Origin of the sequence: Streptomyces sp. NPDC001532 (assembly GCF_040298625.1) — a bacterium.
Lineage (GTDB): Bacteria > Actinomycetota > Actinomycetes > Streptomycetales > Streptomycetaceae > Streptomyces.
In genome coordinates, this window is record NZ_JBEPAL010000043.1 from 30,791 (window position 1) to 54,631 (window position 23,841).

17 protein-coding genes are annotated in these 23,841 nt (G+C 73.3%); 3 read left to right on the forward strand and 14 right to left on the reverse strand.

From position 1 onward, the window contains the following. Position 1: 1 nt before the first annotated feature. From ABT232_RS30675 to ABT232_RS30710, 8 genes are all read right to left on the reverse strand, one after another. Positions 2 to 1,936 carry an ABC transporter permease gene (locus ABT232_RS30675; protein WP_351845829.1) on the reverse strand — a complete coding sequence of 645 codons (1,935 nt, stop codon included), beginning with the start codon at positions 1,934 to 1,936 and terminating at the stop codon, positions 2 to 4. Further along, entirely contained in the window at positions 1,936 to 3,162 is a 1,227-nt protein-coding gene (locus tag ABT232_RS30680) for a quaternary amine ABC transporter ATP-binding protein (RefSeq protein WP_351845831.1), read from the reverse strand. Before ABT232_RS30680 ends, ABT232_RS30675 begins: the two co-directional genes overlap by 1 nt. Continuing rightward, positions 3,159 to 4,691, reverse strand: coding sequence for a GMC family oxidoreductase (locus ABT232_RS30685; RefSeq protein ID WP_351845833.1), 1,533 nt, complete (start codon positions 4,689 to 4,691; stop codon positions 3,159 to 3,161). Before ABT232_RS30685 ends, ABT232_RS30680 begins: the two co-directional genes overlap by 4 nt. 129 nt (positions 4,692 to 4,820) lie before the next feature. After that, a complete protein-coding gene (locus ABT232_RS30690) occupies positions 4,821 to 6,347 on the reverse strand; it encodes an aldehyde dehydrogenase family protein (RefSeq protein WP_351845836.1) in 1,527 nt (508 codons plus the stop codon). Positions 6,348 to 6,733: 386 nt separating this feature from the next. Further along, the gene (locus ABT232_RS30695) at positions 6,734 to 7,723 is read right to left on the reverse strand and encodes a malate dehydrogenase (RefSeq protein ID WP_351845838.1); all 990 of its coding nucleotides are present in this window, start codon (positions 7,721 to 7,723) and stop codon (positions 6,734 to 6,736) included. A gap of 389 nt (positions 7,724 to 8,112) precedes the next feature. Continuing rightward, the gene (locus ABT232_RS30700; protein ID WP_351845840.1) at positions 8,113 to 9,264 is read right to left on the reverse strand and encodes a helix-turn-helix domain-containing protein; all 1,152 of its coding nucleotides are present in this window, start codon (positions 9,262 to 9,264) and stop codon (positions 8,113 to 8,115) included. Between the two features lie 423 nt (positions 9,265 to 9,687). Further along, positions 9,688 to 10,122, reverse strand: a complete 435-nt coding sequence (locus tag ABT232_RS30705) for a DUF3017 domain-containing protein (protein ID WP_351845895.1) — start codon at positions 10,120 to 10,122, stop codon at positions 9,688 to 9,690. A gap of 94 nt (positions 10,123 to 10,216) precedes the next feature. Further along, positions 10,217 to 11,071 carry a bifunctional methylenetetrahydrofolate dehydrogenase/methenyltetrahydrofolate cyclohydrolase gene (locus ABT232_RS30710; RefSeq protein ID WP_351845841.1) on the reverse strand — a complete coding sequence of 285 codons (855 nt, stop codon included), beginning with the start codon at positions 11,069 to 11,071 and terminating at the stop codon, positions 10,217 to 10,219. Between the two features lie 252 nt (positions 11,072 to 11,323). Here ABT232_RS30710 and ABT232_RS30715 point away from each other — a divergent pair, with 252 nt between their 5' ends. After that, positions 11,324 to 11,971: a hypothetical protein gene (locus tag ABT232_RS30715; protein WP_351845844.1), complete on the forward strand. Its 648-nt coding sequence runs from the start codon at positions 11,324 to 11,326 to the stop codon at positions 11,969 to 11,971. 85 nt (positions 11,972 to 12,056) lie between these two features. Here ABT232_RS30715 and purH read toward each other — a convergent pair whose 3' ends face one another. Both purH and purN read right to left on the reverse strand, forming a co-directional pair. Beyond that, positions 12,057 to 13,637 carry a bifunctional phosphoribosylaminoimidazolecarboxamide formyltransferase/IMP cyclohydrolase gene (purH, locus tag ABT232_RS30720; protein WP_351845846.1) on the reverse strand — a complete coding sequence of 527 codons (1,581 nt, stop codon included), beginning with the start codon at positions 13,635 to 13,637 and terminating at the stop codon, positions 12,057 to 12,059. After that, a complete protein-coding gene (gene purN, locus ABT232_RS30725; protein ID WP_351845848.1) occupies positions 13,634 to 14,263 on the reverse strand; it encodes a phosphoribosylglycinamide formyltransferase in 630 nt (209 codons plus the stop codon). The genes purH and purN overlap by 4 nt, the downstream gene beginning before the upstream one ends. Before the next feature lie 340 nt (positions 14,264 to 14,603). Here purN and ABT232_RS30730 point away from each other — a divergent pair, with 340 nt between their 5' ends. Beyond that, positions 14,604 to 15,344 carry a hypothetical protein gene (locus ABT232_RS30730; protein WP_351845851.1) on the forward strand — a complete coding sequence of 247 codons (741 nt, stop codon included), beginning with the start codon at positions 14,604 to 14,606 and terminating at the stop codon, positions 15,342 to 15,344. 29 nt (positions 15,345 to 15,373) lie between these two features. On the opposite strand, the gene ABT232_RS30735 is transcribed toward ABT232_RS30730, so the two are convergent. Further along, complete coding sequence (locus ABT232_RS30735; RefSeq protein WP_351845854.1) at positions 15,374 to 17,431, reverse strand: cell division protein PerM; 2,058 nt, start codon at positions 17,429 to 17,431, stop codon at positions 15,374 to 15,376. A 96-nt stretch (positions 17,432 to 17,527) separates the two neighbouring features. Between ABT232_RS30735 and ABT232_RS30740 the strand changes: the two genes are divergently transcribed. Further along, entirely contained in the window at positions 17,528 to 18,808 is a 1,281-nt protein-coding gene (locus ABT232_RS30740; RefSeq protein ID WP_351845856.1) for a helix-turn-helix domain-containing protein, read from the forward strand. A gap of 223 nt (positions 18,809 to 19,031) precedes the next feature. On the opposite strand, the gene sucD is transcribed toward ABT232_RS30740, so the two are convergent. The 3 genes from sucD to ABT232_RS30755 all read right to left on the reverse strand — a co-directional run bounded on the left by sucD (position 19,032) and on the right by ABT232_RS30755 (position 23,711). Then, positions 19,032 to 19,916 (reverse strand): succinate--CoA ligase subunit alpha, encoded by an 885-nt coding sequence (sucD, locus tag ABT232_RS30745; protein WP_189229063.1) that lies wholly within the window; start codon positions 19,914 to 19,916, stop codon positions 19,032 to 19,034. A gap of 28 nt (positions 19,917 to 19,944) precedes the next feature. Further along, positions 19,945 to 21,126 (reverse strand): ADP-forming succinate--CoA ligase subunit beta, encoded by a 1,182-nt coding sequence (gene sucC / locus ABT232_RS30750; RefSeq protein ID WP_351845858.1) that lies wholly within the window; start codon positions 21,124 to 21,126, stop codon positions 19,945 to 19,947. A 449-nt stretch (positions 21,127 to 21,575) separates the two neighbouring features. Then, positions 21,576 to 23,711: a hypothetical protein gene (locus ABT232_RS30755; protein ID WP_351845861.1), complete on the reverse strand. Its 2,136-nt coding sequence runs from the start codon at positions 23,709 to 23,711 to the stop codon at positions 21,576 to 21,578. Between the last annotated feature and the right edge of the window lie 130 nt (positions 23,712 to 23,841).

Here is a 23,841-nt window from a genome sequence, read left to right on the forward strand (position 1 = left end):
GTCACGCTCCCTTCGTCGGACGGCGGTCCACGGGCTGGGTGACCCGGTCGAGCATCAGCCCCAGGCAGACGATGGCGGCACCGGCGACCAGGCCGGTCGCCAGGTCGCCCTGGGCGAGGCCGAAGACGGCGTCGTAGCCGAGCGCGCCGCCGCCGACCAGGCCGCCGATGATGACGACGGCGAGCACGAGCACCACGCCCTGGTTGACGGCGAGGAGCAGGGACCGGCGGGCGAGCGGGAGCTGCACCTGCCGCAGCTGCTGGCCGCCGGTCGCGCCGAGCGAGCGGGCCGACTCCAGCGCGGCCGGGTCGACCTGGCGCAGCCCCTGCGCGGTGATACGGACGACGGCGGGCAGCGCGTAGACGACGGCGGCGGCGACGGCGGGGGCGCGGCCGACGCCGGCGAGGGCGACCACCGGGATGAGGTAGACGAACTGCGGCATCGTCTGAAGGACGTCCAGGACGGGCCGCAGCAGCCGCTCGAAGCGGTCGCTGCGGGCGGCCGCGACACCGGTGGCGACGCCCAGGACGAGAGTGACGGCGACCGCCGCCAGCACCTGCGACAGCGTGTCCAGGGACGGCTCCCACACGCCGAGCTCCCCGATCGCCGCCATGGCGAGCACGGCGGTCAGCGTGGTGCGCCAGGTGCCGATCAGCCAGGCGAGGGCGGCGACCACCAGCAGCACCGACCACCAGGGCAGCCACTGGAGGCCGTCCCGGAGCGGGTCGAGCACCCAGGTGGTGAAGCGGGCCGCCCAGTCGCCGGTACCGCCGACGACGGGCACACCGGAGTACAGGTGGTCGGTCATCCAGTCGACGGCCCGGTTGACGGGCGTGGCGATGTTCAGGGTCCAGGCCTCGGGCCAGTCGGCGCGACCCGTCAGGCGTCCGGCGGCGGTCACCGCCACCGCGGCGGCCAGGGCGTACGGCCACAGTGCGCGCCGGGGTGCGGCGGTGCCGCCGCCCGCGGCACCGGTCACCCGGTCCAGGACGACCGCCAGCAGCACGATCGGGATGCCCGCGGCCAGCGCCGCGCCCACGTCGACCGAGGCCAGCGCCTGGTAGACGCGGTCGCCGAGGCCGCCGGCGCCGATCACCGAGGCGATCACCGCCATGGACAGCGCCATCATGATCGTCTGGTTGACGCCGAGCAGCAGTTCCTTGCGGGCCAGCGGCAGCCGGGCGGTCAGCAGTCGCTGCCGGGCCGTCGCGCCCAGCGACTCCACGGCCTCCAGGACGCCCCGGTCGGCGCCGCGCAGGCCGAGCGCGGTGAGGCGGGCCATCGGCGGGGCGGCGTAGACGACGGTGGCGAGGACGGCGGCGGGGACGCCGATGCCGAACACCAGGACGACCGGCAGCAGATAGGCGAAGGCCGGGAGCACCTGCATGGTGTCCAGCACGGGCCGCAGGATCCGGTCCATCCGGTCGGACAGTCCGGCCGCGAGCCCGAGCAGGGCGCCCACGGCGACCGACGCGAGCACCGCGACCGTCATCAGGGCCAGCGTCTGCATGGTCGGCACCCACATGCCGAGCAGCCCGCAGGCGAGGAACGCGGCCGCCGTGCCCAGCGCGAGCCGCGCTCCCGCGACCCGCCAGGCGACGAAGGCGCCCAGCGCCGTCACGCCCGCCCACCCGGCGGCGAGCAGGGCGAGGTAGACGGCGCGGACGGAGAGCACGACGGCGTTGCTGACGTGCCCGAAGAAGTAGAGGAACAGCGGGTGGCTGTCGCGGTTGTCGATGATCCAGCCGCTGGTGTCCGTGAGCGGGCCGGTCAGGTCGACGGTCAGCGCGTCCGGCCAGGAACCGCTCGCCCAGCGGCTGTGCGCCAGCGGTACGAGGACGATCGCGGCGAGCGCGAGGACCGCCAGCTTGGCCACGGCACGGTTCTTCAGGACGGCTGGGAGGGTGCGCGGCGCGGACGCCGTGACGGTCGCCATCAAGCGGCCTCCCCGTGCGCCTTCGCCCCGCGTCCCCTGCCGGACTCCACTCCCCCGCCCTCAGGGGTCTCGGCTCCCGCGCCCTCGGAGGTCTCGGGGGTCCGGGCTCCCGCGGCCCCAGGGATCTCCGCTCCCGCGTCCCCACGGGTCTGCACTACCGCGCCCGCTCCCGGTTCCGTCCCCGCGACCACGGCCAGCAGCCCCTGGTGGTCGACGACGCCCAGGCAGCGCGGCCCGTCCATCACCCGGGCGGGTCCGCCGCTGCGGGCGACGGCCTCGATGGCCTCCGCGACGGTGGCCTGCGGCGCGACGGCGGGGCCCGCTCCGGCCTCCTCCGCGGACGCGGGCCGCATGGCCGTACGGGCCGTCATGACCTGCTCGCGCGGCACGTCCCGGACGAACTCGCGGACGTAGTCGTCGGCCGGGGAGCCGACGATCTCCTCGGGGGTGCCGAGCTGCACGATCCGGCCGTCGCGCATCAGCGCGATCCGGTCGCCGAGCTTCAGCGCCTCGGCGAGGTCGTGGGTGATGAAGACCATCGTGCGGCCCTCGTCGCGGTGCAGCCGGACGACCTCCTCCTGCATCTCCCGCCGGATCAGCGGGTCGAGCGCGCTGAACGGCTCGTCGAACAGCAGCACCTCGGGGTCCACGGCCAGCGCCCGCGCGAGGCCGACCCGCTGCTGCTGACCGCCGGACAGCTGGCCGGGCCGCCGCCGTTCCATGCCCGCCAGGCCCACCTTGGCGACGACCTCGGCGGCCTTCGCGCGCCGCTCGGCCTTGCCGACGCCCTGGATCTCCAGGCCGTAGGCCACGTTGTCGAGGACGGTGCGGTGCGGCAGCAGGCCGAAGTGCTGGAAGACCATGGCCGCGCGGTGGCGGCGCAGTGCGCGCAGCCGCGCCTTGTCCATGGCGCGGACGTCCTCGCCGTCGATGGCGATGGTGCCGGCCGTCGGTTCGATCAGCCGGGTCAGACAGCGCACCAGGGTGGACTTGCCGGAGCCGGACAGGCCCATGACGACGAAGACCTCGCCCTTGCGGACCTCGAAGCCGACATCGCGGACGGCGGCGGTGCAGCCGGTGCGGGCGCGCAGCTCGGCGGGGGTGAGGGCGGCCAGCTCGGGGTCGGCCGGGACGCGGTCGGCCTTGGGGCCGAAGACCTTCCACAGGCCCTCGACCGAGAAGACGGGAGGGGTGAGGGTTTCGGGGGTGGGGTTGGCGGTACTCATCGGGCGTCACCACCGATCAGGTCGACGGCCCGCTCCCCGACCATCAGCACCCCGATCATCGGGTTCACCGCCGTCATGGTCGGGAAGACGGACGCGTCGGCGATCCGGATGCCCTCCAGGCCGCGGATGCGCAGCTCGGGGTCGACGACCGCGAGTTCGTCGTCGGCGGCGCCCATCCTGCAGGTGCCGGCCGGGTGGTAGACGGTGTGCGCGGCCTTGCGGGCGTACTCGCTCAGCTCCTCGTCGCCGGTGACGGCCGGGCCGGGGCAGACCTCGCGCTTGAGCCAGGTCGACAGCGGTTCGGTCCTGGCGATCTCGCGGGCGACGCGGATGCCGTCGACGAGGGTGCGGGCGTCGTAGTCGTCCTCGTCGGTGAAGTAGCGGAAGTCGAGGGCGGGCTTCACGGCCGGGTCCGGGCTGGTCAGGTAGAGCCGGCCGCGGCTCTTCGGCTTGGGGATGTTCGGGGTCATGGACACCCCGTACGACGGCCGTTCGTAGCCCAGTCGCTCCGGATTGTCCGTGAACGGGATCTGGTAGAAGTGGAACATCAGATCGGGGCCCGGGTGTTCGGGGTCGCGGCGCACGAACAGGCCGGCGTCGGAGTCCATGGCCGAGTTCTCCGGGATCGGACCGTGGGTCTCCCAGACGATCACCGACTCCGGGTGGTCGAGCAGGTTCTCGCCGACGCCGGGCAGATCGTGCGCCACGGGTATGCCCAGCGCCTCCAGGTCCGCCCTCGGGCCGATGCCGGAGTGCAGCAGCAGCCGCGGCGAGTCGACCGCGCCCGCGCACAGCACGACCTCTTCGCGGGCCCTGACCAGCAGTTCCTCGCCGTCCTTGGTCCGCACACGGACGCCCTCGGCGCGGGTGCCGTCCAGCTCCAGCCGGTACGCCCAGGTCTCCAGCAGGATCGTCAGGTTGGGGCGCTCGTCCATCACCGGGTGCAGGTACGCCACCGACGCGGAGGAGCGCTTGTTGTCCTCCGGGTGGTAGGCGAGGTCGAAGAAGCCGACGCCCTCGGTGAACGGCTTCCGGTTGAAGCCCTCGACGCGCGGCACACCGAGCGCGGCCTGGGCGGCGTCGACGAAGTCGCGGGCGATGGCGTTCCGGTCCTTCTCGTCGACCGGGACGATGTTGTTCTCCAGCCGGGCGAAGTACGCCTCCATCGGCACCGCGCCCCAGCCCTTGGCGCCGGCCTCCTCCCACTCGTCCCAGTCGGACGGCAGCGGCTTGAAGGCGATCAGCGTGTTGTGGGAGGAGCAGCCGCCGAGGACGCGGGCGCGGCTGTGCCGGATGTGGGAGTTGCCGCGCGGCTGCTCGGTGGTCGGGTAGTCGTAGTCCAGTTCGCCGCCGAGCAGGCCCATCCAGCGGCGCAGGGTGAGGACGTCGTCGCGGCCGACGTCGCTGGGGCCGCCCTCGATGACGGCGACGGTGACATCCGGGTTCTCGGTCAGCCGGGAGGCGATGACCGAGCCCGCGGTGCCGCCGCCTATGACGACGTAGTCGTAGACGTGGGGGGTCTGGGACATGGGGTGCTTGCTCCTGGGAGTGAAACCGGTGTGGGGGCCGGAGGTGGCGCGGGGGCCGCAGGTGACGTGGTGGGGAACGCAGGTGGCCTGGGGCCGCAGGTGGCCTGGGGGCCGGAGGTGGCGTGGGAGTCAGCCGGCGAACCAGCGGACCGGCCGCGGGGCGAGGTTCTGGTAGACGTGCTTGCTCTCGCGGTACTCCGCGAGTCCGGCGGGACCCAGTTCACGGCCCACGCCGCTCCTGCCGAAGCCGCCCCACTCCGCCTGCGGGAGGTAGGGGTGGAAGTCGTTGATCCAGACGGTGCCGTGGCGCAGCCGGCCGGCCACCCGCCGGGCGCGGCCCGCGTCGGCGGTCCAGACGGCGCCGGCGAGGCCGTACTCGGTGTCGTTGGCGAGCGCGACGGCCTCGTCCTCGGTGCGGAAGGTCTCGACGGTCAGGACCGGCCCGAAGACCTCCTCGCGTACGACCCTCATCTCGCGGTGGCATGCGTCGAGGACGGTCGGCTCGTAGAAGTACCCGCTCTCCGGCCGCTCCGGGGCCGGTTCGGGCCGCTTGCCGCCGGTGCGCAGCACCGCGCCCTCCGCCAGCGCGGAGGCGACGTACGCCTCGACCTTGGCCCGGTGCTGTTCGGAGACGAGCGGCCCGCACTCGACGCCGTCCGCGGTGCCCCGGCCCAGGCGGATCCTCGCGGCCCGGCGGGCCAGTTCGGCGACGAACCGCTCCCGGACCGCCTCCTCGACGATGAGCCGCGCGCCGGCCGAGCAGACCTGGCCGCTGTGGATGAAGGCCGCGTTGAGCGCCTGGTCGACGGCGGTGTCGAAGCCCTCGTCGGTGGCGCAGGCGTCGGCGAAGACGACGTTGGGGTTCTTGCCGCCGAGTTCGAGGGCGACCTTCTTGACGGTGGGGGCCGCCGCCTGGGCGACCTTGACGCCGCTGGCCAGGCCGCCGGTGAAGGAGACCAGGTCGACGTCGGGGTGCTCGGCGAGGCGGGCGCCGACGGTGTGGCCGGGGCCGGTGACGAGGTTGGCGACACCGGCGGGCAGTCCGGCCTCGGCCAGCAGCCCGATGAGGGCGATGGTGGTCATCGGGGTGATCTCGCTGGGCTTGACCACGAAGGTGTTGCCCGCCGCGAGCGCCGGGGCGATCTTCCAACTGGCCTGGAGCAGGGGGTAGTTCCAGGGGGTGATCAGCGCGCAGACGCCGACCGGCTCGTGGACGACGACGCTGTGGACGTCGGGCGACCCGGCGTCGACGACCCGGCCGGGGGCCTCCGCGGCGACGAGGTCGGCGAAGTAGCGGAAGGCGTCGGCCACGCAGTCGATGTCGACGCGGCCCTCCTCCACGGTCTTGCCCGCGTCGCGGCTCTCCAGCAGCCCCAGTTCCTCGCGGTCGCGCACGAGGAGGTCGGCGACGCGGCGCAGCAGGGCGGCACGCTCGGCGACGGGGGTGCGGGGCCATGCGCCGGCGCCGCCGTCGAAGGCGTCCCGCGCGGCCTCTACGGCGAGGTCCGCGTCCTTCTCGTCGCCCTCCGCGACCAGGGCGAACGGTGCGGCGTCCGCGGGGTCGAGGATCGTGCGCGTGGCGCCGGAGACGGCGTGCCGCCATACGCCTGCCGCGTGGACGCTCTTCCGAGCCTGGAGTTCCGTAATGTCCGCCATGCCTGGTGTTGCCTTCCGTTCCTGTGCGTCCCGTTCAGGACCGGGAGCACCTGCCCGTGCCCCTCCGGGGCATGCGCAATCCGGTTCGGAAAGTGGGCTGCCTCACGGAACTTACGGACATTTCCGGGCAATACACAGGTGCGGCGGCGGCGTAAAGGGTCCTTCGCGGCCGTCCGCGACGCGGAATCGGCGGCGGCATGCGACGAGGCCCGCCCCGCTGCTGCGGGACGGGCCTCGTTCATCGGAGCGCCGGGCAGGCCTTGCACCTGCATTTCCCCGCAGGAAGCGGGGCGTCTTTCCTTGGACCACCAACGCACGACCTGGCGCCGCGAGTTGCGGCGGCCGGTGCTTGATCAAATATAGCGCACCGACCGCCGGGAGGACAATCAGATGAGGCCGAGACCGCGGACCGCCTCGCGCTCCTCCGCCAGCTCCTGGACGGAGGCGTCGATGCGGGCGCGGGAGAACTCGTTGATCTCCAGGCCCTGGACGATCTCGTACTTGCCGTCCTTGACGGTGACCGGGAAGGAGGAGATCAGGCCCTCCGGGACGCCGTAGGAGCCGTCCGACGGAATGCCCATGGAGACCCAGTCGCCCTCGGCGGTGCCGTTGACCCAGGTGTGGACGTGGTCGATGGCGGCGTTGGCGGCGGAGGCGGCCGACGAGGCGCCACGGGCCTCGATGATGGCGGCACCGCGCTTGGCGACGGTCGGGATGAAGTCCTCGGCCAGCCACTTCTCGTCGTTGACGACCTCGGCGGCGTTCTTGCCGGCGATGGTGGCGTGGAAGATGTCCGGGTACTGGGTGGCGGAGTGGTTGCCCCAGATGGTCAGCCGCTTGATGTCGGCGACCGTGGAGCCCGTCTTCTTCGCCAGCTGGGTCAGCGCGCGGTTGTGGTCCAGGCGGGTCATCGCGGTGAAGCGCTCGGCCGGTACGTCCGGGGCGGCGGCCTGGGCGATCAGGGCGTTGGTGTTGGCCGGGTTGCCGACGACGAGCACCTTGATGTCGTCCGCGGCGTGGGCGTTGATGGCCTGGCCCTGCGGCTTGAAGATGCCGCCGTTGGCCTCCAGCAGGTCGCCGCGTTCCATGCCCTTGGTGCGCGGGCGGGCGCCCACGAGCAGGGCGACGTTGGCGCCGTCGAAGGCCACGTTCGGGTCGTCGGTGATCTCGATGCCCTGGAGCAGCGGGAACGCGCAGTCGTCCAGCTCCATCGCGGTGCCCTCGGCGGCCTTGAGCGCCGGGGTGATCTCCAGGAGGCGGAGATTGACCGGCACGTCCGCGCCGAGCAGCTGGCCGGAGGCGATGCGGAAGAGCAGGGCGTAACCGATCTGGCCGGCCGCGCCGGTGACGGTGACGTTCACGGGAGTGCGGGTCATGGCGTTCTCCGTATGACAGCTGGCGGTGGGGCGTCCCTGCCCCTGGGGTACCGGATGATCGATCTCTTGGCGTCAAGAGATATCCGCGGGTCAGGCTATCGCGCATCCGGGATGCCGGACCCCCGGGTCGGTGTGGCCCAGCCCACAGACCGCCCGACTGCCGGAGCGGCGCGGCCGGAAAGGACGGCGGCCGGAAAAGAAAGGCGGCCGCCCGTCCGGGAGAGGGGGGACGAAGGCGGCCGCCGTGCGGGGGTTCCGAATTCTCGCCGGACTCCCGTGGGGGTACGTTCCGCCTGCCCCGGATCCGGGCGGCCACACCTATTTTTTCTCAGCTGTTTTCCCGGCCGCTCTTCCGGCCGCTCTTCCGGCCGTTCTTCCGGCCGTCGCCGCTACTCGGTGCAGCCCTTCTCGCCCGACGCCAGCGTCGCGCACGCGACGGCGTCACCGGCGTCCTTGACGGCCACCATCGGGGTGTACGCGATGGTGTCGCCGGCCGTGGTGATCGAGCCGTTCTCCCGGGCCTTGCCCGCGCTCACCTCGACCGCGTCCCCCTGCGCGGCCTGCGTGATACGGCCCCAGGCGGCGCCGCAGGTCTCGCTGTAGCGGACCTCGATGACGGTGGTGCCGAGGGTGGCGGTCCTGGCGGTGGTCACCAGGTCGCCGCTGCACCCCATGCTCTCCGCGTCCTTGCCGGTGCAGCCGTCGCCGCTGCACTTCACGCCGGGCGGCAGCGCGGCATCGGTGGTGACGGACGGCGAGGGCGACGCCGTCGCACCGGCGTTCGCGTTCTCCCCGCCGCCCTGGGTGAGGAAGAACGCGCCCGCGACCACGACGAGCACACCGACGACGCCCGCGAGGAACATCGTCAGCCGCCGCTTGCCGCCGCCCGCCGGGGCGGAGGCGGACGGGGTCGCCGTGCCGCCCGCGCCGGACGCGCGTCCGCCCGCGGGGCGGGCACCGCCACCGGCCGCCCGGCCGCCCGCCGAGGACGGCCCGGTGTATCCGGCGACGCCCCAGGAGTTGACGCCGGAGCCGCCGCCGGAGGATCCGGCCGAGGACGACCGGGCGTCCGCGTCGGACGCGGTGGGCTGCGGCGGCACCGTCGGGGCGACACCGGCCGGGCCCGCGATGCCGGGCGTGGCGGTGGCGCTGGCGCCGCGCCGGGCCGTCCTGCCGCCCTGGGCACCCGCCGGCGGCGGGCCGAACTCGCTGAGCGCGGCGCGCGCCTGCGAGATCCGGATGGCCTCCATGGTCATGTCGTGGCGCATCTCCGAACGGCTCCAGGCGCGTTCGGCGAGCTCCCACATCGTCGTCAGATGGACCGGATTGGTGCCGGTCACCTCGGCCAGGGCCACGATCGCGCCCTTGGGCGCGAGCAGGCGACCGCCCAGATAACGCTCCCAGGACGTCTTGCTGTAGCCGGTGCGGTCGGCGACCGCGGCGACGCTCAGGCCGCTGCGGTCCACGAGCCGCCGCAGCTGGCTGGTGAACTCCCTGATCTGCGGATCGAGTTCATCCGGCAAGGCCTTCCAACGAGGCATTGCTTCCCCCCTCTTCCCCCCGGTTCGTGCTTGCTGTTCCCCCGCCCACGGGGATGCGCGCCGTCAGGATCGCAGTTCCCCCGGCGACGACGCACCCCCGCGCGTCCTGATTGCCCGACCTTATTGCCCGATGGGACACATTAGCCACGCTGTGCAGTGCCTTGGCCGCACATCCCCGAACTTGTCAATACATCGACACAACAGGGACACATGATCCGTCTCGTCCGTATCAGGCGTTTTACGGCCGCTCACCAGCCCCCGTACGCCGGTGTGCGACAACGCGCGGACACCGTAGCGGAACGGTCACTTCCGTGCCACAGCGAACTGACAGACGTTGAACACGCCGTTCGCCGTGCGGGAGGTTGTTCGAGGGCGGCGGCCCGTCCTCTCACGGGGGTGAGGACGGGCCGCCGCTCCCGCCGGTCAGCTGCTGACCGTGAAATGCAGGGTGTCCTTGAGGAACGGGATCTCCAGCCAGGGCTTCGGCTGCACCATCAGCGCCAGCAGCACGATGACGGTGCCCAGCACGCCGTAGGTGGCGATGTCCGTGAACCGGGACCGGACCGCGAGCAGCCCGACGCTCGGCAGCAGCCAGCGCAAGACCGCGCCGCCGAGCAGCGCGACCCCCACCAGCAGCGTGCCGAGCCGGAACGCGTCCAGGGCGGTCAGCAGCAGCCCCAGGCCGACCGTGAGCAGCACGGCGAGCACCGGCCACTGCCGGGCCGGCGCCGGGGCCGCGCCGGAAGCGGCCCGGCCGCCGCCCTCGGGGCGCGCGGTGTCCCGGGTGAACAGCGGGAAGCGGCGCGTGACCCGGCGGGGCCGGCCCTCGGCGTCGGGCGCGCTGATCGCGTCCCGCACCTCGACGGTCTCGGGCGTGCTGCCCGTGACCCTCGGCTCCTCGTCACCGGTGGCGCGCTCCGCGTCCGGCGCCCCGGCCCGCTCCGGGCTCCGCTCAGCCGACACTGCGCTCCGCCGCCTCGACCACGTTGACCAGCAGCTGCGCCCGCGTCATCGGGCCGACACCGCCGGGGTTCGGGGAGATCCAGCCGGCCACCTCGGCGACGTCCGGGTGCACATCGCCGACGATCTTCCCCTCGGCGCTGCGCGAGACACCGACGTCGAGGACGGCCGCGCCCGGCTTGACGTCCTCGGGCCGGATCAGATGGGCCGAACCGGCCGCGGCGACGATGATGTCCGCGCGCTTGAGGTGCGCCGACAGATCACGGGTGCCGGTGTGGCACTGGGTCACGGTGGCGTTCTCGCTGCGGCGGGTGAGCAGCAGCGGCATCGGGCGGCCGATGGTCACACCGCGGCCGACGACCACGACCTCGGCGCCCTTGATCTCCACGCCGTACCGGCGCAGCAGGGTGAGGACGCCGTTGGGGGTGCAGGGCAGCGGGGCGGGCTCGTTGAGCACCAGCCGGCCGAGGTTCATCGGGTGCAGACCGTCGGCGTCCTTGTCCGGGTCCATCAGCTCCAGGATCCGGTTCTCGTCGATGCCCTTGGGCAGCGGCAGCTGCACGATGTAACCGGTGCAGGCAGGGTCCTCGTTGAGCTCGCGGACGACCGCCTCGATCTCCTCCTGCGTGGCCGTGGCGGGCAGTTGGCGCTGGATGGAGGCGATGCCGACCTGGGCGCAGTCGCGGTGCTTGCCCGCGACGTACTTCTGGCTGCCGGGGTCGTCCCCGACCAGGATCGTGCCGAGGCCGGGCGTGACGCCCTTCTCCTTCAGCGCCGCCACGCGGGCGGTCAGATCGGACTTGATCGCGGCTGCGGTGGCCTTGCCATCGAGAATCTGGGCGGTCATGGCCCCATCCTCCCGGATGACCGGCCCCCGGTTCCAATCCGGGTCTCCCGGAACGGAAGCGCCCAAGATCGACGAGGTTGCACTTGCACAACACATAGGGAATGCGGCTGGACAAGTCGGCGGTGGCTGAAGAACGATTGAGGCCACAGTGCCGCGGGCAGTACCGGGGGGACGAACCGCATCTGTAGAACCTTCCTCCGCATCGCGCCGCGTCTCGTCCCCGCACTTCATGCAAACGGAGGAAGGCCCGCCATGAGTTTCGGCGACCCGAACAACCCCTACGGGCAGCCGCCCCAGCAGCCGCCTGCCGCCGCTCCCGGATACGGCTACCCGCAGCAGGCCCCGCCCGGCGTACCGCCGCAGCAGGGCTACGGCTACCCGCAGCAGCAGCCCGGCTACCCCGCCGGATACCCCGGCTACCCGGGCGCCAACATGATGGCCCCGCAGTCCATGCCGGGCCTGCTGGTCACCGCCCGCGTCTTCCTGTTCATCATCTCGGCGGTGCAGATACTGGGCGCGCTGGCCTTCGTCTACTTCGCGGCGTTCGCCAGCGACATGTCGGACGGCGCGGACGAGCTCGGCTTCTCCTCGCTCGGCGACGGCGGTGACGCCGCGGCCGGCATCTTCGCCGTCTTCGCGCTGATCGCCGCCGCGCTGGCCGCGCTCTCCATCACGCTCGGCGTCAAGTTCGGCAAGGGCGGCCAGGGCATCCGCATCACCGCGGTGATCTACGGGGCGCTCGGCGCGATCGTGGGCCTGCTCGGGCTGTTCGTCGGCCTCGACACCGGCATGGCGTCGTCGGTCATCGGCCCGCTGCTCTGGCTGATCTTCGGCGGCATCATCGCGGCCGCCCCGGTCGTGCCCAGCGGCACCGCCTGGTTCTCCCGCCCGCGCTACTGAGCGTTCGCGGGCCGTCCGCACCAAGGGCCGTGTCCCACCCGTCGAAGGGGGGACACGGCCCTGGTGCGTCAGTGGGAGTGGCGGCTCAGTGGAAGAAGTGCCGCGTGCCCGTGAAGTACATCGTGACGCCCGCCTTCTTCGCGGCCTCCACGACCAGCTCGTCGCGGACCGAGCCGCCCGGCTGCACGACCGCCTTCACACCGGCCTCGACGAGGATCTCCAGACCGTCGGGGAAGGGGAAGAAGGCGTCGGAGGCGGCGTAGGAGCCCTGGGCGCGCTCGGCGCCGGCGCGCTCCACGGCCAGCTTGGCGGAGTCGACGCGGTTGACCTGGCCCATGCCGACGCCGACGGAGGCGCCGCCCTTGGCGAGGAGGATCGCGTTGGACTTGACCGCGCGGCAGGCCCTCCAGGCGAAGGCCAGCTCGGCCAGCCCGGCCTCGTCCAGCGCCTCGCCGGTCGCCAGGGTCCAGGTGGCCGGGTCGTCGCCGGCGGCCTGGAGGCGGTCGGTCTCCTGGAGGAGGACACCGCCGTCCACCGGCTTGACCTCGACCGTGCCCGCCGGGCCCTGCGGGCAGCGCAGGACGCGGATGTTCTTCTTCTTGGTGAGGGCTTCGAGCGCGCCGTCCTCGTAGTCGGGCGCGACGATGACCTCGGTGAAGATCTCGGCGACCTGCTCGGCCATCTCCTTGGAGACCGGGCGGTTGACCGCGATCACGCCCCCGAACGCGGACAGCGGGTCGCAGGCGTGCGCCTTGCGGTGCGCCTCGGCGACGTCCGCGCCGACGGCGATGCCGCACGGGTTGGCGTGCTTGATGATCGCGACGCACGGCTCGTCGTGGTCGTACGCGGCACGGCGGGCGGCGTCCGTGTCCGTGTAGTTGTTGTACGACATCTCCTTGCCGTGCAGCTGCTCGGCCTCGGCGAGGCCGCCGCCGGTGCCGTCCACGTAGAGCGCGGCGGGCTGGTGCGGGTTCTCGCCGTACCGCAGGGTGTTCTTCCGCTCCCAGGTGGCACCGAGGAAGTCGGGGAACGCCGAGTCGTCGACGGGGGCGTACTCGCTCGCGAACCAGCTCGCCACGGCCACGTCGTACGCCGCGGTGTGCTGGAACGCCTCGGCGGCCAGCCGCTTGCGGGTGGTGAGGTCGAAGCCGCCGTTCGCGGCCGCGTCGAGGACGTCCGCGTAACGGTGCGGGCTGGTGACCACGGCGACCGACGGGTGGTTCTTGGCGGCCGCGCGGACCATGGACGGGCCGCCGATGTCGATCTGCTCGACGCACTCGTCCGGGGAGGCGCCCGAGGCGACGGTCTCGCGGAACGGGTAGAGGTTGACGACGACCAGGTCGAACGGCTCCACGCCCAGCTCGGCGAGCTGCCGCTGGTGGTCCTCGAGACGCAGGTCGGCGAGGATGCCCGCGTGCACCCGCGGGTGCAGGGTCTTCACCCGGCCGTCCAGGCACTCCGGGAAGCCGGTCAGCTCCTCGACCTTGGTGACGGGGACGCCGGCGGCGGCGATACGCGCGGCCGTGGACCCGGTGGAGACGAGTGCGACGCCCGCCTCGTGCAGGCCGCGCGCGAGGTCTTCGAGGCCCGTCTTGTCGTAGACGCTGACGAGCGCCCGGCGAAGGGGCCGCCTGGTGTTCTCAGCGGTCTTGCTCTCGGCGGTCACTGGATAACTACCTTTCGTCCCTCAATGCGATAGCCGTTGCGGGCGATCCGCCCCACGACCTCGACGAGCAGCCTTCGCTCGACTTCCTTGATGCGCTCGTGCAGAGCGCTCTCGTCGTCCTCGTCCCGGACCTCCACCACGCCCTGCGCGATGATCGGCCCGGTGTCGACGCCGTCGTCGACGAAGTGGACGGTGCAGCCGGTGACCTTGGCGCCGTACGCGAGCGCGTCACGGACGCCGTGGGCGCCGGGAAAACTGGGGAGCAGGGCGGGGTGGGTGTTCACGAACCGCCCGCCGTAGCGGGCCAGGAACTCCTTGCCCACGATCTTCATGAACCCGGCGGAGATCACGAGGTCGGGCTCGTGGGCGGCGACGGCCTCGGCGAGCGCGGCGTCCCACTGCTCACGGGTGGCGTGGTCCTTCACCCTGCACACGAAGGTGGGCAGCCCGGCACGCTCGGCCCGCGCCAGCCCCTCGATGCCGTCACGGTCGGCGCCGACGGCGACGATCTCGGCTCCGTACGCCTCGACGCCGGTGGTCTCGATGGCGTCGAGCAGCGCCTGGAGGTTGGTGCCGGATCCGGAGACCAGCACGACGAGGCGCTTGGCCACGGGCTTGGCGGCCACGGTGGGGCCCTTTCTCGGGGGTACGACGGTACGGTCGGCCGGGTACGGCGCCGTATGTGCGTTCGTACGAATGCTTCGCGCCCCCGGATACGGGGAAGCCTACGAAGCGGCCGACCGTCAGCAACGATACCGGCACACCGGGCGGCCCCCACGGGACGGGGGCGTGGCCGGAAGGTAGCGTCTGGGAGGAGCCGGGTCGGGAACGCGCCGCGCGCACGGAGCGTTCATGAAGTGACGGGCCTGGCTCCGTCGATGCCGGCAGTGCTGCCGACGCGTCCGTCGGCACGTCAGTCGTCACATGTTCCGTCAGCCGTACTCACCAGGGGAAGACGCTCACTTGATGCCGGACCGCAGCCTGCGACTCCTCACGCTCACCCCGCAGTCCGCGCAGGGAGGGCAGCACAGCGGCGTACTGCTGCGAGAGCGCCCCACCTCCCCGCCGGACAGCGACGAGCGCGGCGGCACCGGGCAGGACGACAACCCGTTCGCGCCGCCGCCCGAGGGCACCCCCGACCGCCCCTGGCAGCCGCGGCGGCCGGCCGACGGCGAGGACCCGCGCGGCGAGGGCGGCGGACGGCCCGGGTGGGGCAGCCAGTGGAGCGACCAGCAGCCCGGCCGCTCCTCCGGCGGCGGCTTCGGCGAGCGTCCCCGCAGCGGCGGACCCGAGGGACCGAGCGGCGGCCCCGGCCCCGGCGGCATGCGCTGGGACCCCACCGACCCGGCCCAGCGCCGCGCGCGGTACGCGCTGCTCGCCGGCATGTGGGCCTTCTTCTTCGCCCTCTTCGCCTGGGCCTACGTCGCCCTGCTGCTCGGCGCGCTCGCCCTCTACTGGGGCATCAGCGCCCTGCGCGCCAAGCCCCGCTCCGAGAACCCGACGCCGGCCCGCCCGCAGACCGCCGCCATCAGCGGCCTGGTCACGGCCTCCCTCGCCATCGTCCTCGTCGCGGCCTCCTTCACCGCCCAGATCGTCTACCGCGACTACTACACCTGCACCAACGACGCCCTCACCAACGCGGCCAAGCAGTCCTGCGACGAGCTCCTGCCCAAGGAACTGCGCAGTGTGCTGAACGGCAGCGACTGAGCCCACCGCCCACCGCTCGGCGGCCCCGGTCACCCGGAGGCCGTCGACTCTCCGGCGTCCTGCCGCCTGGAGGACTCCAGCGCCGCCTCCCTGAGCGCCGCCCAGCGCGCCTCCCGCGCGGCTTCGTCCACGTGCCAGGGGTCGGCGGGCGGGAAGCCGTAGGGGACCTCGAAGGTGGGGTCGGGGTCGGGGGTGGAGTCCGGGGCGGGGCGCGTCGCGGACTGCGGGGTGGATGCCGGGGTGGGCCGCGGGGTGGAGACCGGGGTGGGCTCCGGGGCGAAGAGGATGTCGATGTCGGCGTCGGCGTCGGCGTCGCTGTCGCCGGTGCGCTTGGTGTCGGGGCCGAGGTCGAGGTCAGGCTCGCGGTCAAGGTCAAGGTCGATGTCGATGTCACGGCTGAGGTTGATGTCACGGCTGAGGTCGATGTCACGGCTGAGGTCGATGTCACGGCTGAGGTCGATGTCACGGCTGAGGTCGAGGTCTGGACCGAGGTCGAGATCGGTGCCGAAGCCGGTTCCGGTGTCGCTGTCGACCCCCCTCCTCGCATCGGCACGGGCGTCGGCTTCGGTGTCGCCGCCGGCTCCGGAGTCGTCGTCGAGGCCGATGCCGTCGTCGATGTCGATGCCCTCGCCGAGGTCGATATCGATGTCGATGTCGATGTCGTGGGAGTCGTCGGCATCGGCGTCAGGCACGGCCGTCGCCCGGTCGCGCGGCAGCGGTACGGGCCGGTCCACGACCGGCGGGGGCAGGGGCGTCTTCCGCTCCTCCGGCAGCTCGGGGCTGCGCCGGTCCCACGCCGTCACGCCCAGCGCCACCGGCACTCCCACCGCCGCCGTCCAGCCCAGTCCCGCCGCCCCGACCTGCCACCACACCGGGCCGAAGCTCGCCAGCGCCCCGACGCCGAGCGGTCCGCCCGCCAGCCCGGCCAGTACGGCGAGCGCCGCCCCGCACAACACGGCGGCGAGCAGCGCCACTCCGGCGGTCCGGCCCAGCGAGCGCACTCCCGCCCGCCCCACGTACCACCCGACCGTCACCGCGGCCGCCACCGGCACCACACCGGCCGCCCAGTTCAGCGGCGTCCCGGGACCGGCCTCCGGCACGGCCGCGAGCAGCGGGAACGGCGGCAGCAGCGGCGCGGGGGCGGCGGACAGCGGCCCCGTGACATGGCCGACGCCGAGCGCGAAACCGGGGCCGAGCGCGTAGGCCGCGCCCCACACCGCCGCGTTCGGCACCAGTGCGAGGCAGAGCAGCAGGACCGCGAACCGTCCCGACCATCCCTCCGTGAGCTGCGCGAACGACACCCGCGCCGCCCCGCCGTGCCACACCAGCGACACCGCGACCAGTACCGCCCCGCCCCCGACGAACGCCGCGGCCCCGGCGCCCGCGGCCCGCGCCGCGATTCCCAGCCGCTCCCGGCCCACCGCTCCGCCGCTCCCGAGGAAGAAGCGGCGCAGTGCGCCCGGCAGCAGGATGAGCGCGCTGTCCACGGGGCCGTGCGGGCGGCCGTACGCCGTCCAGACGCCGGTCCCGGCCGCCACCGCGGCGACCAGCGGCAGGCTGAGCGCCGTCCACACCCAGGAGGGCCGCAGATCGCCGCGCGCCGCGTACAGCACCGCCGCGCTCGCCACCGCGAGGTAGCCGAGTACGACCCCGGCCCACACCGCCCGGCCACCCGGCGGGACGCCGCCGTACGGCCCGGGAGCCGCCCCGTCCCCATCACCGCCCCCGTCCACGGCGTCCCGCGCCGCCCGGTGCAGCAGCCACGCGGGCAGCACGAACAGCAGCAGCGGGGTGACACCGACGGGCGCGGGGACGCCGGAGAGGGTGTCGGCGCGGACCAGTTCGGCGCCGTGCGCCAGCAGCCACAGCGCGGCGGCGACGTGCAGCGCGCCGCCGGGCCCGCTGTCGGGGTACGGCGAGCTGATCCACAGCACCATCACCAGCACGGCGAACGAGCCGAGGCCCAGTCCGGCCGCGAGCGCGCCGCCCAGGAGGCCGGCGGCCAGTCCGGGCGAGCGGCCCGGCAACCGGTTGAGCAGGGGTGACAGCGACGATCGGTGGTCGGTCATCCGGTTCACGCCCGTCATGCTCCCCCCGACACGCGCTTTTCCGTCGTAACAGGCGAACCCCCGCTGTGTCGCTCAATATGTGCTTATGTGCTTTTTCGTACGGAGGGGCGAGCCGTGACGCAGAGCCCCGCAACGCCGCTGCCCCCGCCCAAGGAGCGCCGACGCCTGCGTGAGGCCGGGGCGCTGACGCAGGCTCAGCTCGCGGCGCGGATGGGCGTGGGCCGGGAGACCGTGCGCGCGTGGGAGTCCGGCCGCACGACTCCGCGCGGCCGGAAACGGGATGCGTACGCGAAGCTGCTGGCCCAACTGGCCGAGCCGGGGCCCGGGAAGCCGGAGGCGGTCGCGCCGGAGAAGCCGTCCGGCGGTGAACCGCCGTCCGTGCCGACGCGGGTGACGGAGGGTCGGACCTCCGAACCGAGTTCGACCTCTGCTCCGGGCCCGGGCTCAGGTTCGGGTTCGGGTTCGGGCTCGGGCTCGGGCTCGGGCTCGGAAGGGAAGGCGGAAGTGCTTCCGCGTGCGCATGCGCAGAAGGCACTCGCGCCCACCGCCGTCCTCTCCGCGGCGGCCGGTCCCGAGGTGCGGACCGACCACGCCACCCCCCTCACCCCGGCCCAGGCGTTCGACGCGCTCTACGCCTTCTGCGCCCCCGCTCTCGTCCGCCAGGCCTATCTCCTCACCGGTCGGCGGGAGCTCGCCCGGGAGTCGGTGGAGCGGGCGTTCCAGCAGGCCTGGCAGCGCTGGCCGGAGGTGGCCGTGGACCGGGACCCGGCGGGGTGGGTCCGCGCGGCGGCGTACGAGTACGCCCTCTCCCCCTGGCACCGTTTCCGCCCCCGCTACCGCCACCCGGAGCCGCCGCCCCCCGACGCCTCCGCCCGCGCCCTGCTGGACACCCTGCTGACGCTCCCGCCGCCGTACCGCCGCACCCTCGTGCTCTACGACGGGGTCGGCCTCAATCTGCCGGAGACCGCGGCGGAGACGGAGGCGAGCACGCCGGCGGCGGCGAACCGGCTGCTGCACGCCCGCGAGGCGGTGGCCGAGCGGCTGCCGGAGCTGTCGGACCCCACGGTCCTGCACCGGCGGCTGGCGGAACTGGCCTCCGGGGAACGGCTGCGTGCCGCCCGCCCGCCGGCGGTCCGCATGGGCAGCGAGCGCCGGGCGCGCTTCTGGACCAGGGCGGCGATCGCCTTCACGGTCGCGCTGATCGGCGCGACCGGCCTCACCCTCCGTACCGCGCCGACCCGCTACGAGCCTCCGGTGCCGCCCGGCGAGACGGTGTTCGGAGTACCGCCGCGCGCGGCGCCGGGGCCGCTGTCGGAGCGGGAGCTGAACCTCCGCGAGAAGCTCCGCGAGGAGACGCCGAACGGACCGGAGAGGCTGCTCCCGCAGGCCCGCTGAGCGGCGTCGCGCACCAGGGTGCGCGGCACCCCCCGCACCGCGCGTGCGTGGCCGGCTCGCTGGGCACGGCGCATGGGCACGGCTCGCTGGGCACGGCGTATGGGCACCGCGCGCTGGGCACGGCGAAGGGCCCGTCCCCCGGAGGGGACGGGCCCTTGTCGGCTGTGCCGCCGGCCCGGTCGGCTGTGCGTCGGCCGGGTCAGGCGCGCAGTCGGGCGCGGAGTCAGCCGGCCAGGATCTCCCGGGCCAGCTTCGCCGTCTCGGTCGGCGTCTTGCCGACCTTGACGCCGGCGGCCTCCAGGGCCTCCTTCTTCGCCTGGGCGGTGCCGGACGAGCCGGAGACGATGGCGCCGGCGTGGCCCATGGTCTTGCCCTCGGGCGCGGTGAAGCCCGCGACGTAACCGACGACCGGCTTGGTCACGTTCTTCGCGATGAAGTCCGCGGCCCGCTCCTCGGCGTCGCCGCCGATCTCGCCGATCATGACGATCAGGTCGGTCTCGGGGTCGGCCTCGAACGCGGCGAGCGCGTCGATGTGCGTGGTGCCGATGATCGGGTCACCACCGATGCCGACAGCGGTCGAGAAGCCGATGTCACGCAGCTCGTACATCATCTGGTACGTCAGCGTGCCGGACTTCGAGACCAGGCCGATACGGCCCGGCTTGGTGATGTCGCCCGGGATGATGCCGACGTTCGACTGGCCCGGGGTGATGATGCCGGGGCAGTTCGGGCCGATGATCCGGGTCTTGTTGCCCTTCTTGCCGGCGTACGCCCAGAACGACGCCGAGTCGTGCACGGCGATGCCCTCGGTGATCACGACGGCCAGCGGGATCTCGGCGTCGATGGCCTCGACGACCGCGTCCTTGGTGAACTTCTCCGGCACGAAGATGACGGAGACGTTGGCGCCGGTCTTCTCGATGGCCTCCTTGACGGTGCCGAAGACCGGTACCTCGGTGCCGTCGAAGTCCACGGACTGACCCGCCTTGCGCGGGTTGACGCCGCCCACGACGTTGGTGCCGTCGCCGAGCATGAGCTTGGTGTGCTTCATGCCGGTGGCGCCGGTCATGCCCTGGACGATGACCTTGCTGTCCTTGTTGAGCCAGATAGCCATGGTGTGTTGGTGTCCTCGTCCTGAGTGCTTACTTGGCGGCGTGGGCCAGCTCGGCGGCCTTGTCGGCCGCGCCGTCCATGGTGTCGACGCGCTGGACCAGCGGGTGGTTGGCGTCGGTGAGGATCTGCCGGCCGAGCTCGGCGTTGTTGCCGTCGAGGCGGACGACGAGCGGCTTGGTGACTTCCTCGCCGCGGTCCTCCAGCAGCTGCAGGGCCTGGACGATGCCGTTGGCGACCTCGTCACAGGCGGTGATGCCACCGAAGACGTTGACGAACACGGAGCGGACGTCCGGGTCGCCGAGGATGATCTCCAGGCCGTTCGCCATCACCTGGGCGGAGGCACCGCCACCGATGTCCAGGAAGTTGGCGGGCTTGACGCCACCGTGCGCCTCACCGGCGTACGCGACGACGTCCAGGGTCGACATGACCAGACCCGCGCCGTTGCCGATGATGCCGACCTCACCGTCGAGCTTGACGTAGTTGAGGTTCTTCTCCTTGGCGGCGGCCTCGAGCGGGTTGGCCGCGGCCTTGTCGTGCAGCTCCTCGAAGTCCGGGTGACGGAACTCGGCGTTGTCGTCGAGCGACACCTTGCCGTCGAGGGCGATGACGTCACCGGAGGCGACCTTGGCCAGCGGGTTCACCTCGACGAGGAGGGCGTCCTCCTTGATGAAGACGTCCCACAGCTTGACCAGCACGTCGGCGACCTTGTCGGCGACCTCGGCCGGGAACTTGGCGGCCTCGACGATCTCGCGGGCCTTCTCCTGCGTCACCCCGTCGATCGCGTCGATCGGGGTCTTGGCGACGGCCTCCGGACGGGTGGCCGCCACCTCCTCGATGTCCATGCCGCCCTCGACGGAGGCGATGGAGAGGAAGGTGCGGTTGGCACGGTCGAGGAGGAAGGAGACGTAGTACTCCTCGACGATCTCCGGAGCGGTCTCGGCGATCATGACCTTGTGGACCGTGTGGCCCTTGATGTCCATGCCGAGGATGTCCGTCGAACGGGCGACGGCCTCGTCCGGGGTGGCGGCGAGCTTCACGCCACCGGCCTTGCCACGACCACCGACCTTCACCTGCGCCTTGACGACAGACTTGCCGCCGAGCCGCTCGGTGATCTCGCGCGCCGCCTCAGGCGTGTCGATGACTTCACCGGCCAGCACCGGTACATCGTGCTTGGCGAAGAGGTCCCTCGCCTGGTACTCGAACAGGTCCACGCGCTTCCGTCCCTATCAGTGATCTCGCGGTTCGTTGGATGCGTGGGCGTGCCGCGAAGGGCAACGTGACGTCCGCTGTCACTAGGGTGGCGCACACGGTGTCCGAGCGCGCGGCATGTCCGTCTCGCAGGTTATCGCCGGTTGCGGGGGCTATCTAAATCGCGGGTCACACACGAGCGGTGATACCTGTCACATGATGCCGTGATCGCTGGCACGGGGTGCCGGAACGTTTGCGAGTGGGGCGGAACCTCACCGGGCCGGGGTGAGCCCGGTGAGGTTCCTTGCAAGGCTCCGGCGGGGACGAACGCACGGTCCCGTCGGGCCCCGGACCCCGCGATCCCCACCCCTATGGCGATCGCCGGGCCCTCTTCCGCGGAGTCACGGCCGGACCGGCCGACGGCATTCGGCCGTCCGGGTCCGCGTCGCCCCGCGGGGTCGGAGGGTGGCGGTCAGACGCCGTAGGAGGTGCGGGCCAGGTCGTGGGCGGTGCCGGTCAGGTCGTAGGAGGTGCCGGTCAGGTCGCGGGCGGTGCCGGTCAGGTCGTGGGCGGTGCCGGTCAGGTCGTGGGCGGTGCCGGTCAGGTCGTGGGCGGTGCCGGTCAGGTCGTGGGCGGTGCCGGTCAGGTCGCGGGCGTCCGGCGCGTAGCCCGGGGTGACCGACTCGGCCACGCCTTCGGCGCCGGTGACCGCGTGACCGGCGAGGGAGCCGCCGGCGGACCGCGCGGTCCCGGTCAGGTCCTCGGCGAACGGCGCCACAGCACCGGCGACGCCGTGCGCGAACGGCGCCACCTCGCTCGTCACGCCGTACGCGAACGGGGTGACGTCCTCGGCGACGCCGTACGCCAGCGCGGTCGCACTGCCGCCGACACCGTCGACGACGGGCCGCACCGTCTCGTACACGGCACCCGTGACGCCCTGCGCGAACGGCGCCACCTCCGCCGCGACACCGTGCGCGAAGCCCCCGGCGTGCCCGGTCACCCCGGACGCCAGCGGCGCCACGCCCGTGGCGACGCCCTCTCCGAACGCGTGCGCGTCGCCCGTCACGCCGTGCACCAGCCCGCCGGCGTCCGCGACCGCCTGACCGGCGACCGGCACCACCCCGCGCACCGCGGTGTGCGCGACCGGCGGCAGCACGGCACCGGCCGCGTCCGCGACGGCCTGACCGGCCAGCCCCGTGGCGTACGGCGGTACGTCCGCGACGACGCCCGTCGCGTACCCGGGCACCTCCTCGGCGACCCCGCCGAGCACCGGCCGAACCCCGGCCACCGCCCCTCCGGCGACTCCCCGCACATCGGCGACGGCACCGGCGGCGACGGGCTGCACGCCGTGCGCGGCACCGGTTGCCACGGGATGGACGTCGGCGACGACGCCGTACGCCAGCGCGGTCGCGGCCTCCACGGCGTGCCCGGCGGTGCCGGTCACACCGTCGGCGGCCTCGGCGGCCACCGGGGTCACGCCGTGCACCGCCCGCGGGACGACCGGGGTCACGCCCGCCACCGCACCGGTGACGACCGGCCCCGCACCGGCCACGGCACCACCGGCGACAGGCCGCACCCCGTGCACCGCGTCGCCGGCGACCGGCTCGACGCCCGCCACGGCGGAGACCGCGAGCGGCGGGACGGCGGCGGCCGCGGTCTCGTCGACGACGCCGGTGACGTGGCTCGACACCGAAGTGACGTGGCTCGGCACGGAGGCGACGTGGCTCGGCACGGAGGCGACGTGGCTCGGCACGGAGGCGACGGTGGCCGTGGCGGCCGCGGCCGCCTTGCCGGCCTCCGCCTGCGCGAGGATGGCCACGCCCGCGCCACGGGACTGGGCCCCGGTCGCCGTGGCCTGCGTCGCGCCCTGCGCACCTGCGGCCGTACGGCCCGCCCCGGCGACCGCGTACTGCGCCTTCGTCCTTACGACGCCGTCGACGCCCTGCGCCTGCGCACGCACCGCCGACTGCCCGTCCCGCAGCCGGGTCTGGGCGGCGGCCAGGGCCTGCTCCAGCTCCGGCGCGAAGGCGGAGAGGGGGCCGAAGAGGTAGTCGACCGGCGACTGGGGGGAGGTGGGGGTGTTGTGTGTGGCAGGGGTGGCGGGGAGTGTGTTCCAGGCGGTGTCGGTTGCGGTGTCGGTTGCGGTGTAGATGGTGCTGTGGACGGTGGTGTCGGTGGTGGCTGCCGCGCGGGCCTGTGCGGTCGCGCGGGCGGCCTGAGCGCCCTGGATGGCCTGGGCGCCGCGGACCTCTCGAACCGCGCGGGAGGCGGGGACCTCCGCTTCGAGGTAGCGGCGGGCCTGGTCGACGGTGGTGGAAGTGGTGGAGGTGGTCGAGGTGCCTGAGGTGATGGTTGAGGTCGCGGAGGTGGAGGTGGCCGTCTCGACCGCGTCTCCGGTGGCGCCGGTGACCGTGGAGACGGTCCCTTCCACCGCGTCGGTGACCCCGGCGGTGAGGGAGGTGAGGGAGCCGGCCGCGGCGTCGGTCGCGTCCGGCGCGGAGAGGGAGGCGGCGGGCAGTTCGTCGGCGCTGGCGGCGGTGGAGCCGAGCGCCCATGCGCCGGTGACGCCGGCGGCTATGACGATGGACCGGCGAATGTTCTTGTTCATGGGTGCGTCTGTTCCTTTGGGGTTCCGAGACGCCGAGGAATCCGTCGGGACTCCGGGCTCGGGGACATTCCGGAGGTGGGAACTCCGGGCGGGTGGGCAGACCTGTTCCGCCCCCGCGCGGCAGGTCGAG